The sequence below is a fragment of the Pseudomonas sp. HLS-6 TE3448 genome (genome assembly GCF_053629555.1).
The window spans coordinates 1555438-1571940 of sequence record NZ_JBRJIO010000001.1; the positions used below are offsets into that span (position 1 = coordinate 1555438).

Sequence of the window (16503 nt, forward strand, 5' to 3'; positions counted from 1 at the left end):
TGGGTTACTTGATGCTGGCGACAGCCTGGGCAGTGGTGTTCGGGATGACTTGGGTAGCAGGGCCGCCGGCGTAGACCTGGCTGCCGACCACGCGCAGGGTCACAACCTGATAGGGCCGCTCGATTTTGACCTTGACCTGTGTGCCGCCCAGGTTCGAAGGCAGGCTCAGGGTATGCTCGCCCTGGCTCATGCGTACGCGGACCACTTGGGTGTCGTCTGGCAGGGTGCGCCAGGTGCGGGTGTCGGCACCTTCGACGACAGCCGAGGCGATGCCGACGGCCAGGCCGGCCAGCGGGTTGGTGTCGTTGAGCTGCTTCTGGGCGACGCCGCGGCTGATCGCACGCACGCTTGTGCGCAGGATGATACCGGGCATGTCATCGCGCAGTGCGCGGCGAGACATGGCAGTGGTACTGTTCAGGGCCGTCAGCTCAAGGGTGTTGCGGTCCAGCCCGATTTGCGAAAACCGCGGCGTGGAAGTGTCTTCCTTGATGATCGGGAAGGAGAGCGGGGTGATCACCAGATTACCGCTGATGGGCAGTGGCAACGGCACGCGAATCGAGTCACGGGCTGGCGCCAGACCGCTTTGAACCACGATCAGCACGTCACTGTCGCTGTTTTTGGCGGCGGGCTTGTCCAGATCGAGAAGGGCCTGCTCCAACAGTGGGGTGTTCGGGCGCAATTCGGCAGCCTTGCGGTAGCCAGGCGCGGCCAGGCCACGTTCGCCCAAGGCTTCATAGACGTAACCGGACAGGTAGTGGCTGAAGGCACTCTGGTAGCTGTTTTTCAGGCCGACCACTTCTGGCGCGTCGAGCGCAGCAACCGGGTAACCCTGCAGGTCTTTGTACTCGGTCTTAATACCTTCTTTCTCGGCTTCCTCTTCGCGCTTGAGGTATTCCTTGTCGCGCAGTTCGGCAATGACCGCTTCACGCTCGTGGGTCTTCTTGATTTCGGTACGGGCAGCATCGAAGTCATTCAGGGCCAGCAGGTTCAGCGCCATCTGGGTGCTGAGCATGACTTTTTCGTAGTCGTAGCCTTCATAACGGCGCACCTTGTCATTGACCAGGTAGCTGCCGAACTGGGCCAGGTACTTGCCGGTGTCCAGCTTTACCGACTCTTCCCATTTGAACACGACATTGTCGGCCTGGTGCCACGCCTGTTGGCTGGCCGCCAGATCGCCCTTGGAGCGCAGCAGTTCGCCTTTCTCGAAGTAGTAGAGCAGGTCCTTGTCTTCGCCTTTATTGTTTTTTTCCAACAAAGCGAGGGCCGCATCGACGTTGCCACTGCTCAAGTGTTGGTTGGTTTGTTGGAGTTCACTGTCGTAGTTGCGAAAAACCGCGCAACCAGTGAGTTGGACGATCGCACAGAGTGATGCGACGGTAAGGACACGGGATGCCATCTGAAACCTTCTTCCCTGATCAATGAAGAGCCACAACAGGCGGGAGGCTGTTATCCCTTTGAACGGCTAGTTCCAAATCCTCATTAATAGAGGAGCCTAAATTTCCATTCGCTATATGGAATGGCGCGGCATTATAAGCGCAATTTGCTGGCTAATTAATGGCGTTTTGACTCGGGATCTTCCTGTTTTGCCATCAGAGAATACGACCCGACGGGCGGCGGATTACACGCAGGGCGTTTACCACCTGATTTTGTGACAATTTTTTTCAAGGCAGACCTTCGCAAGCCTTGAGTGTGAATCAATGGAAGTGAACAATGTAATGCCACGCATTCTTGTTCGAGATTCGCTCATGACTTCCCGCTTCCGTTTGCTTGCCTGGTTGCTTTGGCCAGTGTTGGCGTTGAGCAGCACCTCTCTGTTTGCCGGTACGGTTGAGGGCGCCGCCCAGGCATTGCACCTGCTCGATTACATTGGCGCCGATTACCCGGCAACCGTTGAGGCAGGGAAGGTGGTAGACCCTTCTGAGTACCGTGAGCAGCTTGAATTCCTGGGGGTGTTGCAGGGTTTGATCAGTGCGCTGCCGCAGCGCCCTGAGCGCCAGGCACTGGAGCAGGGTGTGGCGCAATTGCGTGAGGCGGTCAGCCAGCGTGAGGAAGCAACCGTGGTGGCCACTCAGGCCCGGCAATTGGGGGCTCAGTTGGCGGCGGCGTATGAGGTAAGCCAGGCACCGGTCATCACGCCTGACCCTGTTCGTGGCGCCCCGTTGTATGCCCAGCATTGTGCTGTCTGTCACGGTGACAACGGTGTGGGTGACGGCCCGGCAGGTGTAGGCCTGACGCCGCCGCCCGCCAACCTGACCAGCAGCGAGCGGCTGGACCGCTTGAGCCTGTTTGACCTCTACAACACCCTCGGCCTGGGTATCGAAGGCACGGACATGCCGTCGTTTGCCGATCAGCTTGATGAGCGTCAGCGTTGGGATTTGGCTGCCTACATCGCAGGTTTCACCGCCGACCCGGCCAAGGCCAAGAGTGACAGGAAATTCAACCTAGCTGATCTGGCGCGGCATACCCCTCTGGAGGTCCAGGCCAACGAAGGGGCTGAGGCCGTCGCCGTGTTCCGCGCCCAGCGAGCCCAGCCGCCGCAGGTGCAGCGTGGCGCCTCACAACTGTTGGGTTATACCGCCAGTACGCTGGACAAGAGCCTGGCAGCTTACCGGGCCGGTGATCGCGAACAGGCCTACGACCTTTCCGTTGCCGCCTACCTGGAAGGCTTCGAACTGGTCGAAAGCTCGCTTGATAACCTCGACACCAACGCGCGCAAGGACACCGAGCGGGCGTTGATGGCTTACCGGCAGTCGCTGCAGGACGGTTTGCCAGTGGCTCAGGCTGCCCAGAAGCTTGAGGTTGCCAAGAGCAAGCTGGCCAAAGCCGAAGAACTGCTCGGTGGCGGCGGCCTGAGCCAGTCGTTGAGCTTTGTTTCCGGCCTGTTGATTCTGCTGCGCGAGGGCCTGGAGGCCATTCTGGTGTTGGCCTCGGTCATTGCCTTTTTGCGCAACACCGGCCAGGCCGCAGCGGTGCGCGGGGTGAACATTGGTTGGGGGCTGGCGTTGCTGGCAGGGTTGGCAACCTGGGCATTGGCCGCCTATGTGATTGATGTCAGCGGCGCCCAGCGCGAACTGCTTGAAGGCTGCACGGCACTGTTTGCCAGTGTGATGGTGCTCTGGCTTGGCGTGTGGATGCATGATCGCCGTCATGCGGCGGCCTGGCAGGATTACATCAAGAGCAGCCTGGTCAGTGGCGGAGGGCGTTTTGGCTTTGCCTTGCTGGCATTCTTTTCGGTTTACCGCGAGCTGTTTGAGGTCGTGCTGTTTTACGAAACCCTCTGGCTGCAAGCGGGCCCGGCGGGCCACAACGCGGTGCTGGCTGGTGGGGCCACGGCACTGGTGCTGTTGGTTGGTTTGGCCTGGGTGATTCTGCGTGGCTCGGCGAAGCTGCCGTTGGCGCTGTTCTTCAGCATCAATGCCGGCCTGCTCTGCGCCCTTTCGGTGGTGTTTGCCGGGCATGGGGTCAAGGCGCTGCAAGAGGCCGGTGTCTTCGGTACTCGGCCTGTGGCGTTCTTTGAGGTCGACTGGCTGGGCATTCACGCTGACGCCTATTCGCTGGCGGCCCAGGCTGTGGCGCTGCTGGCGGTTGCGACACTGTATGGGCGCAGCCGCCTGGCTGAAAAGCGCCGGGTGCAGGTCAGTTGATTTGAAGCCGGGCAGGCGAGCAGGGATACTGTTCGCCTGTTCTTCCGGAAAATATAACCATGCGTGTCTGGATCGATGCCGATGCCTGCCCCAAGGCAGCCAAGGATCAGGTCGTCAAATTCGCCCTCAAGCGCCAACTCGAGGTGATGCTGGTCGCTGGGCAAAGCCAGATCAAGCCCGCGTTTGCGTGTGTCAGGCTGATCGTGGTGCCGAGTGGTCCGGATGCTGCCGACGATTACCTCGTCGAACATGCGGTTCCCGGCGAGTTGGTGATTTGCAGCGATGTGCCGTTGGCCGATCGCCTGATCAAGAAGGGTGTCGCCGCGCTCGACCCACGTGGGCGTGAGTTTGACCCACACAACATGGGCGAGCGCCTGGCGGTGCGTAACCTGTTTACCGATCTGCGTGAGCAGGGCCAGGTGGGGGGTGGCCAGGCGCCTTACGGTGATCGCGAGAAGCAGGCATTCGCCAACTCGCTGGACCGCATCCTCACGCGCCTGGCACGCGAGTTCCCGGGGTAGGGCGACTCAGTCGTCCTGCGAGGCCAGCTCCAGCACCCGGTCCACCAGCTTGTTGATACCCGCGGCTGCTTCGCTGATCGATTGGGCCAGCATGTAGGCCGGGGTGCTTACCAGCTTGCGTGCAGTGTCTTCGACGATCTCATCGACCGGGCATTCCTGGTGGGTGCCGCCCATTTTTTCGATCGCTGCGCGGGTGCCGGCATCGTTGCCGATGGTGCAGATCACTCCCGGGCCATAGATCTTGGCTGCCAGGGCCGGCGAAATGCAGATCAGCCCCACCGGTTTACCGGCTTCGGCGAACGCTTCGGCCACGGCCAGCACGTCTGGGTGCACGCTGCAGCCCGCGCCTTCGGTGGCAAAATTCGACAGGTTCTTTGCTGCCCCGAAACCACCAGGCACGATCAGGGCATCGAAGTCCTTGGCATCGGCCTCTTGCAGGTCCTTGATACTGCCGCGGGCAATGCGAGCCGACTCCACCAGCACGTTACGCGACTCGGGCATCGTTTCGCCGGTCAGGTGGTTGATCACATGCATCTGGGCAATGTTGGGTGCAAAGCACTGCACCTGGGCGCCGCGCTGATCGAGGCGCAACAGGGTGATCACGCTTTCGTGGATTTCCGCACCGTCGTAGACGCCGCAGCCGGACAGAATTACTGCAACTTTTTTAGTCATGCTTACTCCTCCCGATTCGAGGCGCTAAATGTCCTCTAATTTGGCAGTTGTCGCCATAGGGATTCCAGCGAACCCGGCCTAATCTGGGTGAACAACCTGACGGTGGACGGGCCATGGACTTCATCCTCTATGCGGTGCCTTTTTTCTTTGTGCTGATTGCGCTGGAGCTGCTGGCCGACCATTGGCGGGGCATGCGCAATTACCGCGTGGCCGATGCTATCAATAGTCTCAGCACAGGTGTGCTGTCGACCACCAGTGGTTTGCTGACCAAGGGCGTTGGCTTGGTAACGTACGCCGTGGCCTGGGAGCATCTGGCGCTGTTTGCCCTGCCGGCCGAGCGCTTCTGGGTGTGGGGGCTAGCCTTTGTTGGCTATGACTTCTGTTACTACTGGCTGCACCGCTTCGGGCATGAGCGCAATGTGCTCTGGGCGGCACATTCGGTGCACCACCAGAGCGAGGACTACAACCTGTCCACTGCTTTGCGCCAGACCAGTACCGGCTTCATTTTCTCCTGGATCTTCTATTTGCCGTTGGCTGTCCTGGGCGTGCCACCGCTGGTATTTGTCAGCGTCGCGGCGCTGAACCTGCTGTACCAGTTCTGGGTGCATACCCGGCATATTCCCAAGCTCGGCTGGTTTGAGTGGGTGTTTGTTACACCGTCCAATCACCGTGTACACCATGCTCAGAACCCTGTGTACCTGGACCGTAACTATGGTGGTGTGTTCATTTTCTGGGATCGCCTGTTCGGCACGTTCTGTGAGGAAGACGACAAGGAACCGGTTGTTTTCGGTGTGACCACGCCCCTGGCCAGTTGGAACCCGTTGTGGGCCAACCTGCAGTTCTATGCACAGTTATGGGCAGACGCCCGGCGCGCTGAGCGCTGGTGGGACGCGGTGCGAATCTGGTTCATGCCGACTGGCTGGCGCCCGGTCGATGTGGCTCGGCGTTATCCGCATGCCAAGCAGGACCTGAGTCGTTTCCAGAAGTTCGAGGTCCCGTTGGGCTGGCCAATGCAACTGTACGGGGTGGTGCAGTTTGCCGTTTACGTCGCCTTTGGCAGCTACCTGCTGGCGCAGGGTGAGCAGTTGTCGCGGGCAGCGCTTGGCCTGGGCTGGTGCCTGATGGCGTTGGGGTTGTATGCACTGGGCGCCGTGCTGGAGAATCGGCCCTGGGCCTTTCGGCTGGAATGCGCGCGGTTGCTAATGAATCTGCCGGCCATGGCGCTGGCCGGGCAGGTGGGGTTATGGGCTGTTACGACGCCGGGGTGGCTCATGCTGCTCGCTTACAGCGGCGTCAGTGTCCTCGCCCTGATCGGCCTCCACACCCGCCGCCACATTGGCTTGCAGCGCGTCAGCCGCTTCTTTCCTGGCAATACGAGCGGCCCTGAAGCGCCGACGCAGCCACAACAGGCCACCCAGCAGCAGCAAACCGCCGAGCACCCATAGTTCGTAACGCTTCACGTTACCCAACAGGCCTTCGAGGATGGCCCCGAAGTGGTACGCAGCTGCGCCCAGTGCCGCAGCCCAGATGGCGGCACCGAGGCCATTGAGCAGCAGATAGCGGCGTGGCGGGTAGCCGGACAGGCCAATGGCGACTGGCATGACGGTACGCAAGCCGTAGACAAAACGGAAACTGAGTACCCAGATGTCCGGGTGACGGCGAATATGTTCCAGTGCGCGGTCGCCCATCAGTTGCCAGCGCGGCTTGCGCGCCAGCAGCTTGCGCCCGTGCCTGCGGCCCATGAAGTACCAGAGCTGGTCGCCGGCGTAGCTGCCGAAGAAAGCAACTAATACCACCAGATTGATGTCCATATATCCGCGGAACGCAAGGAATCCGGCAAGCACCAAAATGGTCTCACCTTCAAAAAAGGTACCGAGAAAAAGGGCAAAGTAGCCGAAATCCTGTAGGAATTGTTGGAGCATTTTCTGGAAGCTGGGCGAAATGAACGCGCAGCCTACCCCTTCGAGCGCGTTCGGGAAAGTGTCCAAATGTGTCTCGACGTGAACATTTCCTACAAGGACAATGTCTGCGTCCTCAAGTCGCAGGGTTGCCCATAGCTGTCATACACGCGTCATAATGGCTGCTTATAACTGTCGCGCTCGCCCGCCTGCGCGGGCTCAGGAGTCTGCCGTGAGCTTTACCCCCGCTAACCGTTTGTTTCCTGCCACCCGCCTGCGTCGCAACCGTCGCGATGATTTTTCCCGTCGTCTGGTTCGCGAAAATGTTCTGACTGTCGATGATTTGATCCTGCCGGTATTCGTGCTGGACGGCGAGAATCGCCGTGAAGAAGTCGCGTCGATGCCTGGTGTCGAGCGTCTGAGCATCGACCTGCTGCTCGAGGCAGCCGACGAATGGGTCAAGCTGGGCATTCCGGCGCTGGCGCTGTTCCCGGTCACGCCGGCCGAGAAGAAGTCGCTGGACGCTGCCGAGGCCTGGAACCCCGAGGGTATTGCCCAGCGTGCAACCCGTGCATTGCGCGCACGCTTCCCTGAGCTGGGTGTGATCACCGACGTCGCGCTGGACCCGTTCACGACCCATGGTCAGGACGGCATCCTCGACGAAGAAGGTTATGTGCAGAACGACATCACCGTCGATGCCCTGGTGCGTCAGGCACTGTCCCATGCCGAAGCGGGTGCACAGGTGGTTGCGCCCTCTGACATGATGGACGGTCGTATCCAGGCGATTCGCGAGGCGCTGGAGCTGGCCGGTCACGTCAATGTGCGAATCATGGCTTATTCGGCCAAGTACGCCAGCGCCTATTACGGCCCGTTCCGCGATGCGGTCGGGTCGGCACTTAACCTGGGCAAGGCCAACAAGGCCTCCTATCAGATGGATCCTGCCAACAGCAACGAAGCCTTGCATGAGGTGGCCGCCGACCTGGCCGAAGGTGCTGATATGGTAATGGTCAAGCCCGGCATGCCGTATCTGGATATCCTCTGCCGGGTCAAGGAAGAGTTCAAGGTTCCGACCTTCGTCTACCAGGTTAGTGGCGAGTACGCCATGCACATGGCAGCCATTCAGAATGGCTGGCTCAGCGAAGGGGTTATCCTTGAGTCGCTCACCGCTTTCAAACGAGCAGGTGCTGATGGCATCCTGACTTATTTCGCTGTTCGCGCTGCTCAATTGATGAGAGGGCAGTAACGCCCTTCAGGAACGCTAGATGAATAACGAAGTGCTTAATGACGCTGCTATGAAGGATGCCCAGCCAGTGCCTGAGCCGATGGTGGAAACACCGCCAGAGCCGGCAGCGGTTCTGGCACCCGTGGTGGACGCGCCCGTGGTCGAGGCCCCTGTGGTGGCCCCCGCCCCGGCAATCGCCATTCCGGGCCTGGACGACAGTAGCCTGTATATCCACCGGGAACTGTCGCAACTGCAGTTCAACATTCGGGTGCTGGAACAGGCGCTGGACGAGTCCTACCCGCTGCTGGAGCGGCTCAAGTTCCTGCTGATCTTCTCCAGTAACCTGGATGAGTTCTTCGAAATTCGTGTAGCGGGCCTGAAAAAGCAAATTACCTTTGCCCGTGAACAGGCGGGTGCAGATGGCCTGCAGCCGCATCAGGCGCTGGCGCTCATCAGCGAGCTGGTTCACGGCGAAGTCGACCGCCAGTATGCGATCCTCAATGACGTGTTGCTGCCGGAGCTGGAGAAGCACCAGATCCGTTTCATCCGCCGTCGCTACTGGAACACCAAGCTCAAGACCTGGGTACGGCGCTACTTCCGCGACGAGATCGCTCCGATCATTACACCGATCGGTCTCGACCCGACGCACCCGTTCCCGTTGCTGGTGAACAAGAGCCTGAACTTCATTGTCGAGCTTGAAGGGATTGACGCCTTTGGTCGCGATTCCGGCCTGGCGATCATCCCGGCACCGCGTTTGCTACCGCGAGTCATCAAGGTGCCGGAAGACGTCGGCGGCCCGGGCGACAACTATGTGTTCCTCTCGTCGATGATTCATGCCCACGCCGATGACCTGTTTCAGGGCATGAAGGTGAAGGGCTGCTATCAGTTCCGACTAACCCGAAACGCCGACCTGGCGCTGGATTCCGAGGACGTCGAAGACTTGGCGCGGGCCCTTCGTGGCGAGCTGTTCTCGCGTCGTTACGGCGATGCGGTACGTCTGGAAGTGGTCGATACCTGTCCCAAGCACCTGTCGGATTACCTGCTCAAGCAGTTCAGCCTGAGCGAGAGCGAGCTGTATCGGGTCAATGGGCCGGTCAACCTGACCCGACTGTTCAGCATTACCGGCCTGGATAGCCACCCTGAGTTGCAATACAAGCCGTTCACTCCGGCCATCCCCAAGCTGTTGCAGAACAGCGAGAATATTTTCAGCGTGGTCAGCAAGCAGGACATCCTCCTGATGCATCCCTTCGAGTCGTTCACTCCGGTGGTCGATCTGTTGCGCCAGGCCGCCAAGGACCCTCATGTCCTGGCCGTGCGCCAGACGCTTTACCGCAGTGGTGCCAACTCGGAAATCGTTGACGCGCTGGTCGACGCGGCGCGTAACGGCAAGGAGGTCACTGCGGTGATCGAATTGCGCGCGCGTTTCGATGAAGAGTCAAACCTGCAGATGGCCAGCCGCCTGCAGGCCGCAGGTGCCGTGGTGATCTACGGTGTGGTCGGTTTCAAGACCCACGCCAAGATGATGCTGATCCTGCGCCGCGAAGCCGGTGAGATCGTCCGCTACGCGCACTTGGGTACGGGTAACTACCATGCTGCCAACGCCCGCCTGTACACCGACTACAGCCTGCTGACCTCTGACGATGCCCTCTGCGAAGACGTCGGCAAGCTGTTCAGCCAGTTGATCGGCATGGGCAAGACCCTGCGCATGAAGAAGCTGCTGCACGCGCCGTTTACCCTGAAAAAGGGCATGCTCGACATGATCGCGCGTGAAACCCAGTTTGCCCTCGACGGCAAGCCGGCGCACATCATCGCCAAGTTCAACTCGCTGACCGATCCGAAGATCATCCGTGCGTTGTACAAGGCAAGCCAGTCCGGGGTGCGTATTGATCTCGTGGTGCGCGGTATGTGCTGCCTTCGCCCAGGTATCGCCGGTGTGTCGCATAACATCCATGTGCGCTCGATCATCGGTCGCTTCCTTGAGCACACGCGAGTGTTCTACTTCCTTAATGGTGGCGAGGAGCAGATGTTCCTTTCCAGTGCCGACTGGATGGAGCGCAACCTCGACAAGCGTGTGGAGACCTGTTTCCCGGTCGAGGGCAAGAAGCTGATCCTGCGGGTGAAAAAGGAGCTGGAAGGCTACCTGACCGACAACACCCACGCCTGGATTCTGCAGTCGGACGGCCGCTACGTACGCAGCATGCCAACCGGCAACCAGAACCCGCGCAGTGCCCAGGCGACTCTGCTTGAGCGCCTGAGCAACCCGGTCCTCAGCGTACGCTGAGGACGAAGCCGACCCGGGCCAGCCACTCCGCCTCAAGGGCGAAGTCGGCCTGGGTCAGCTGGTTCTGCTCCAGCCAGCCCTTCGGGAACTCCACGTCGAGGCTATCGCCTGCGGCATGCAGGGTGACTTGCGGCATCTGTTGAGTGCCACGGATGTGGTGGAACAGGATGGCAAAGCGCAGCAGCACGCACAGACGAATCAGCTTGACGCCGTCGTCGCCGAACTCGGCAAACTTGTCCTTGGGAATATTGCGCCGGTGACCGCGTACCAGTAGCGCCAGCATTTGCTGGTCTTCGCGGGAAAACCCGGCCAGGTCCGAGTGCTCGATCAGGTAGGCGCCGTGCTTGTGGTAGTGATAGTGGGCGATATCCAGGCCCACCTCATGCACCTTGGCTGCCCAGCTCAGCAGTTCACGCCAGATGCCGTCTTCCAGATCCCAGGCCGCCGCTACCTGATCGAAGGCATGCAGTGCCTTGCGCTCGACGCGCGCGGCCTGGCCTTGATCGACGTGGTAGCGCTCCATCAGCGAGCCGAGCGTGCGTTCACGCACGTCTTCGTGATGATGGCGGCCCAGCAGGTCGTACAGCACGCCTTCGCGCAGGGCACCTTCGCAGTGATCCATGCGCTGCAGTTCCAGGGCGTCGAAGATGGCTTCGAGGATGGCAAGGCCGGCCGGGAAGATGGTCCGGCGATCTGGCTTGATCCCTTCAAAGTCGATTTTCTCGACATCGCCGAGCTTGAACAGCTTGCGCTTGAGCCACGCCAACCCTTCGGCATTGACCTCGCCCGAGCCCTGGCCACCTGATTTCAGGGCCAGGCCAATGGCGCGGATAGTGCCGGACGAGCCAATGGCTTCATCCCAGGTCAGGCGGTGCAAGGCGTTCTCGATGCTCATCAGCTCCAGCCGTGCTGCCGTGTAGGCCTGGGCATAACGAGCGGGCGTGATCTTGCCGTCGCGGAAGTAGCGCTGCGTGAAGCTGACGCAGCCCATTTGCAGGCTTTCGCGCAGCAGCGGTTCGAAGCGCTGGCCAATGATGAATTCGGTACTGCCGCCGCCGATATCGGCAACCAGGCGCTTACCCGGCGTGTCGGCCAAGGTATGGGAGACGCCCAGGTAAATCAGGCGGGCTTCTTCGCGACCGGAAATGACTTCGACCGGGTGGCCGAGAATGGCCTCGGCGCGGCGGATGAACTCACCGCGGTTGCGGGCCTCGCGCAGGGCGTTGGTACCGACGATACGTACGGCGCCGTCAGGCATACCGTTGATAAGCTGGGCAAAGCGCTTGAGGCAATCGAGCCCGCGCTGCATGGATTCTTCGCTGAGCTGGCGCTCTTCATTGATGCCGGCGGCCAGCTGAACCTTTTCACCGAGCCGCTCAAGAATGCGGATCTCGCTGTGGATGGCCTTGGCGACGACCATATGAAAACTGTTGGAGCCCAGGTCGATAGCAGCGATCAAGGACAGGTTCTTGGCTGTGGTTTGCGGCATGATCATGGGTTCTCGGTCTTTAACCCGCCAATCCTGACATGATCCATCGCTGACGCCAACGCGCAGTGTAGGAAGGCTTGATATGGCGCAGGTTGCACGGGGGAATGTGACGTTGTTGTGACAAATCGATATGCAAAGTCATCCACAACTATAGTTACACTCAATCGCCTGCGACTTCCTGTCCGCCATCTGGGCGGCTATGATGGGCGACGTTTTTTTGCTTACGACCTTGGAGACTTCCATGAGCAGCGATCTTATCAAACACGTCACTGACGCCAGCTTCGAGCAGGAAGTGCTGAAGGCTGAGGGCCCAGTGCTGGTGGACTACTGGGCTGAATGGTGCGGCCCTTGCAAAATGATCGCTCCAGTGCTGGACGACATTGCCGAAACCTACAAAGGCAAACTGACCGTCGCCAAGCTGAACATCGATGAAAACCAGGAAACGCCAGCCAAGCACGGCGTGCGTGGTATTCCTACCCTGATGCTGTTCAAAAACGGCAACGTCGAGGCCACCAAGGTCGGCGCACTGTCGAAGTCTCAGCTGGCGGCCTTCCTGGACGCCAATATCTGAGTCAAAAAAGCCCCGCATTTGTCGGGGCTTTTCTTTGCTCGGTGACTAGACGCCAGAAAAAGCAAGTGGTACATTCGGCCTCGCACTGTTTCTTCGGTGCCCTCTGCACGCCGTCGCCGACGCATCCCCAATTCGAATCAGTACGCGATCCTGTCGCCTTCTTTGCGGCGCGGCTTCATTAAGCCAGAAGCTTAATTCTCCCTTCTTACATGATTACGTCACTCCCCTTATGAACCTGACTGAACTCAAGCAAAAGCCGATTACCGATCTGCTCGAAATGGCCGAACAGATGGGCATAGAAAATATGGCCCGTTCGCGCAAGCAAGATGTGATTTTCTCCCTGTTGAAAAAGCATGCGAAAAGCGGCGAGGAAATCTCCGGTGATGGCGTGCTGGAGATTCTCCAGGACGGTTTCGGTTTCCTGCGTTCGGCGGATGCCTCTTACCTGGCCGGCCCTGACGATATCTATGTTTCGCCTAGCCAGATCCGCCGCTTCAACCTGCGCACCGGTGACACCATCGTTGGCAAGATCCGCCCACCAAAAGAAGGTGAGCGTTACTTCGCACTGTTGAAAGTCGACACCATCAACTTCGACCGTCCAGAAAACGCGAAGAACAAGATCCTGTTTGAAAACCTGACGCCGTTGTTCCCGAACGTGCGCCTGAAGATGGAAGCCGGTAACGGTTCCACCGAAGACCTTACTGGCCGGGTCATTGACCTCTGCGCGCCAATTGGTAAAGGTCAGCGCGGCCTGATCGTCGCACCGCCAAAAGCGGGCAAGACCATCATGCTGCAGAACATCGCGGCCAACATCACCCGTAACAACCCCGAGTGCCACCTGATCGTTCTGCTGATCGACGAGCGCCCGGAAGAAGTGACCGAAATGCAGCGCACGGTGCGTGGCGAAGTGGTTGCCTCGACCTTCGACGAGCCGCCAACCCGCCACGTACAAGTGGCTGAAATGGTGATCGAGAAGGCCAAGCGCCTGGTCGAGCACAAGAAGGATGTAGTCATCCTGCTCGACTCCATCACCCGTCTGGCCCGTGCCTACAACACCGTCATCCCGAGCTCCGGCAAGGTACTGACCGGTGGTGTCGATGCCCACGCCCTGGAGAAGCCAAAGCGTTTCTTCGGTGCTGCGCGTAACATCGAGGAAGGCGGTTCGCTGACCATCATCGCCACCGCGCTGGTTGAAACCGGTTCGAAGATGGACGAAGTGATCTACGAAGAGTTCAAGGGCACCGGTAACATGGAACTGCCTCTGGACCGCAAGATCGCTGAAAAACGCGTCTTCCCGGCCATCAACATCAACCGTTCCGGTACTCGCCGCGAAGAGCTGTTGACCGCCGACGACGAACTGCAGCGCATGTGGATTCTGCGCAAGCTGCTGCACCCGATGGACGAAGTTGCGGCCATTGAGTTCTTGATCGATAAGCTCAAGCAGACCAAGACCAACGACGAGTTCTTCCTCTCGATGAAGCGCAAGTAAATTCGAGCAGGTCGCAAGAGCCGGGGAAACCCGGCTTTTTGCTATCTGCACATTGGCTATTCTGGCCGACCGGGTATAAGGCTACACTTTGCCACCCCGTCCGATACGGCCAACATGAGGCTTACGCATGCAGTATCGCGATTTGCGCGACTTTATCCGCGGCCTGGAACAGCGTGGCGAACTCAAGCGCATCCAGGTTCCGATTTCTCCTGTCCTGGAAATGACCGAAGTCTGCGACCGCACCCTGCGGGCCAAAGGCCCGGCTCTGCTCTTCGAGCGACCTACCGGGCATGATATTCCGGTGCTTGGCAACCTGTTTGGCACGCCTGAGCGCGTGGCCATGGGCATGGGTGCCGAGTCGGTCAGCGAGCTGCGCGAAATCGGCAAGTTGCTGGCTTTCCTCAAGGAGCCAGAGCCACCGAAAGGGTTGAAGGATGCCTGGTCGAAACTGCCGATCTTCAAGAAGGTCGTGTCGATGGCACCCAAGGTCGTCAAAGACGCGGTCTGCCAGGAAGTGGTTATCGAGGGTGATGATGTCGACCTGGGCATGCTGCCGGTGCAGACCTGCTGGCCAGGCGACGTCGCGCCGCTGATTACCTGGGGCCTGACGGTTACCCGTGGGCCTAACAAGGATCGCCAGAACCTCGGCATCTATCGTCAGCAGGTGATTGGCCGCAACAAGGTCATCATGCGCTGGTTGAGCCACCGAGGCGGTGCGCTCGACTACCGTGAGTGGTGCGATAAGAACCCGGGCAAGCCATTTCCGGTGGCGGTGGCCTTGGGCGCTGACCCGGCAACCATTCTCGGCGCTGTGACCCCGGTTCCCGACACCCTCTCCGAATACGCCTTTGCCGGCCTGTTGCGGGGCAACCGCACCGAGCTGGTCAAATGCCGTGGCAGCGATCTGCAAGTGCCGGCGAGCGCCGAGATCATCCTGGAAGGGGTGATTCATCCCGGTGAAATGGCCCCAGAAGGGCCATATGGCGACCATACCGGCTATTACAACGAAGTCGACAGCTTCCCGGTATTCACCGTCGAGCGAATCACCCACCGGACCAAGCCGATCTACCACAGCACCTATACCGGGCGGCCGCCGGATGAGCCCGCGATTCTCGGTGTGGCACTCAACGAAGTGTTCGTTCCGATCCTGCAGAAGCAGTTTCCGGAGATCACCGACTTCTACCTGCCGCCGGAAGGCTGTTCCTACCGCATGGCGGTAGTGACCATGAAGAAGCAGTACCCGGGGCATGCCAAGCGGGTGATGTTGGGTGTGTGGTCGTTTTTGCGACAGTTCATGTACACCAAATTCGTTATCGTCACTGATGATGACATCAATGCCCGCGACTGGAATGACGTGATCTGGGCCATTACCACGCGCATGGACCCCAAGCGCGACACGGTGATGATCGACAACACGCCAATCGATTACCTGGATTTCGCTTCGCCGATCTCCGGGCTGGGTTCGAAGATGGGCCTGGACGCAACCCATAAGTGGCCAGGCGAGACTACCCGTGAGTGGGGCCGCGTCATCGTCAAGGATGAGGCTGTCACACGGCGAATCGATGAGTTGTGGAACCAGTTGGGAATAGACTGATGCAGGTAACGTTGCAGCCTTCCGGTGCGGTATTGACGATCAAGCCCGGAGAACGGATTCTGGAAGCGGCGCAGCGTCTCGGTTACGACTGCCCACAGAGCTGTCGCAATGGCAACTGCCATGTCTGCGCCGCACTGCTGGTTGACGGTCGTGTGCGCCAGGAAGGGCAGGTGCGTGATCACGGCGAACTGTTCACTTGTATTGCCGAACCCCTCGAGGATTGCACCTTGCTATGGGACGGTGTGTTGGCGCTGGGCGAGCTGCCAGTGCGCAAGCTGGCTTGCCAGGTGAGTGAGTGTGTCGAGCTTGGCGGTGACGTCTGGCGCGTGCGCCTGCGTGCGCCTGCCGGCAAGCCACCGCGCTATCACGCTGGGCAGTACCTGATGATCGAGCGGGAAAACGGCGAGAAATCGGCTTTTTCCCTGGCCTCGGCGCCACATTGTGGGCGTGATCTGGAGTTGCACGTGCTGGCCCGTGAGAGCAGTGCGCGTGATTTGATTGCCCAACTGCAGCGTCAGGGCATGGCCCGTGTTGAGCTGCCGTTCGGTGATACGCACTTGGCCGAGTTGCCGGAAGGCCCGTTGGTGTTGATCGCTGCAGGCACCGGTATGGCGCAGATGCACAGCCTGATCGAGCATTGCCGCGCGCAAGGTTTCAAGTACCCGGTGCACCTGTACTGGGGTGTGCGTCGTCCAGAAGATTTCTACGCGCTTGAGCACTGGGACGAGTGGCAGCAGCTACCTAACCTGTACCTGCACAAGGTGGTCAGTGACCTGTGTGGCTGGGAGGGGCGCTGCGGCCTGTTGCACGAAGCCGTGTGTGAAGACATTACCGAACTGTCTTCGGTACAGGTCTACGCCAGCGGTTCGCCGGCCATGATCTATGCCACGCTCGATGCTTTGGTGAGTGCCGGCATGGATGCGCATCAAATGCGTGCCGATGTCTTCGCCTATGCGCCGCGAAACGGCTAACGGGATCAAGGCGCGCTGCAACAGCGCGCCTTACTAACTAACCGTTATTGTCGCTTGCCATTAGAAAGGCCATTGTTGCAGGGGCTGAAATTAACTTTCGCGGCACTTGCAAGTGTCTGCTATTACTTGCTGAAACACTTGTACAGCGGCC

12 protein-coding genes and 1 pseudogene are annotated in these 16503 nt (G+C 59.8%); 9 read left to right on the top strand and 4 right to left on the bottom strand.

Annotation, left to right across the window (positions count from 1 at the left end; genetic code table 11):
* Positions 1-4: 4 nt before the first annotated feature.
* Positions 5-1396, bottom strand: coding sequence for a COG3014 family protein (locus AB7M23_RS07300; RefSeq protein ID WP_454240510.1), 1392 nt, complete (start codon positions 1394-1396; stop codon positions 5-7).
* Between the two features lie 349 nt (positions 1397-1745).
* Between AB7M23_RS07300 and AB7M23_RS07305 the strand changes: the two genes are divergently transcribed.
* Together AB7M23_RS07305 and AB7M23_RS07310 are read left to right on the top strand one after the other, a co-directional pair.
* Positions 1746-3644: an FTR1 family protein gene (locus AB7M23_RS07305; protein WP_454240511.1), complete on the top strand. Its 1899-nt coding sequence runs from the start codon at positions 1746-1748 to the stop codon at positions 3642-3644.
* Between the two features lie 59 nt (positions 3645-3703).
* Positions 3704-4165, top strand: a complete 462-nt coding sequence (locus AB7M23_RS07310) for a YaiI/YqxD family protein (protein ID WP_454240512.1) — start codon at positions 3704-3706, stop codon at positions 4163-4165.
* 6 nt (positions 4166-4171) lie between these two features.
* On the opposite strand, the gene elbB is transcribed toward AB7M23_RS07310, so the two are convergent.
* The gene (gene elbB / locus AB7M23_RS07315; RefSeq protein ID WP_099773294.1) at positions 4172-4837 is read right to left on the bottom strand and encodes an isoprenoid biosynthesis glyoxalase ElbB; all 666 of its coding nucleotides are present in this window, start codon (positions 4835-4837) and stop codon (positions 4172-4174) included.
* Between the two features lie 191 nt (positions 4838-5028).
* On the opposite strand from elbB, the pseudogene AB7M23_RS07320 reads away from it, so the two are divergent.
* Positions 5029-5982 (top strand): annotated as a pseudogene (locus AB7M23_RS07320) (sterol desaturase family protein); the annotation flags it as partial.
* Between the two features lie 96 nt (positions 5983-6078).
* Here the strand turns inward: AB7M23_RS07320 and AB7M23_RS07325 are convergent.
* Complete coding sequence (locus tag AB7M23_RS07325) at positions 6079-6759, bottom strand: DedA family protein (RefSeq protein ID WP_454242151.1); 681 nt, start codon at positions 6757-6759, stop codon at positions 6079-6081.
* A gap of 208 nt (positions 6760-6967) precedes the next feature.
* Here AB7M23_RS07325 and hemB point away from each other — a divergent pair, with 208 nt between their 5' ends.
* Both hemB and ppk1 read left to right on the top strand, forming a co-directional pair.
* Complete coding sequence (hemB, locus tag AB7M23_RS07330; protein WP_454240513.1) at positions 6968-7978, top strand: porphobilinogen synthase; 1011 nt, start codon at positions 6968-6970, stop codon at positions 7976-7978.
* Between the two features lie 19 nt (positions 7979-7997).
* Positions 7998-10238, top strand: coding sequence for a polyphosphate kinase 1 (gene ppk1 / locus AB7M23_RS07335; RefSeq protein WP_454240514.1), 2241 nt, complete (start codon positions 7998-8000; stop codon positions 10236-10238).
* On the opposite strand, the gene ppx is transcribed toward ppk1, so the two are convergent.
* Entirely contained in the window at positions 10225-11727 is a 1503-nt protein-coding gene (ppx, locus tag AB7M23_RS07340; protein ID WP_065758070.1) for an exopolyphosphatase, read from the bottom strand. The genes ppk1 and ppx overlap by 14 nt on opposite strands.
* Before the next feature lie 241 nt (positions 11728-11968).
* Here ppx and trxA point away from each other — a divergent pair, with 241 nt between their 5' ends.
* From trxA to AB7M23_RS07360, 4 genes are all read left to right on the top strand, one after another.
* Positions 11969-12298 (top strand): thioredoxin TrxA, encoded by a 330-nt coding sequence (gene trxA, locus AB7M23_RS07345; protein WP_065758021.1) that lies wholly within the window; start codon positions 11969-11971, stop codon positions 12296-12298.
* A 229-nt stretch (positions 12299-12527) separates the two neighbouring features.
* Entirely contained in the window at positions 12528-13787 is a 1260-nt protein-coding gene (gene rho, locus AB7M23_RS07350) for a transcription termination factor Rho (protein ID WP_065758020.1), read from the top strand.
* A 127-nt stretch (positions 13788-13914) separates the two neighbouring features.
* Positions 13915-15381: a 4-hydroxy-3-polyprenylbenzoate decarboxylase gene (gene ubiD, locus AB7M23_RS07355; protein ID WP_099773298.1), complete on the top strand. Its 1467-nt coding sequence runs from the start codon at positions 13915-13917 to the stop codon at positions 15379-15381.
* Positions 15381-16352 carry a CDP-6-deoxy-delta-3,4-glucoseen reductase gene (locus tag AB7M23_RS07360; RefSeq protein ID WP_454240515.1) on the top strand — a complete coding sequence of 324 codons (972 nt, stop codon included), beginning with the start codon at positions 15381-15383 and terminating at the stop codon, positions 16350-16352. Before ubiD ends, AB7M23_RS07360 begins: the two co-directional genes overlap by 1 nt.
* Positions 16353-16503: the final 151 nt, after the last annotated feature.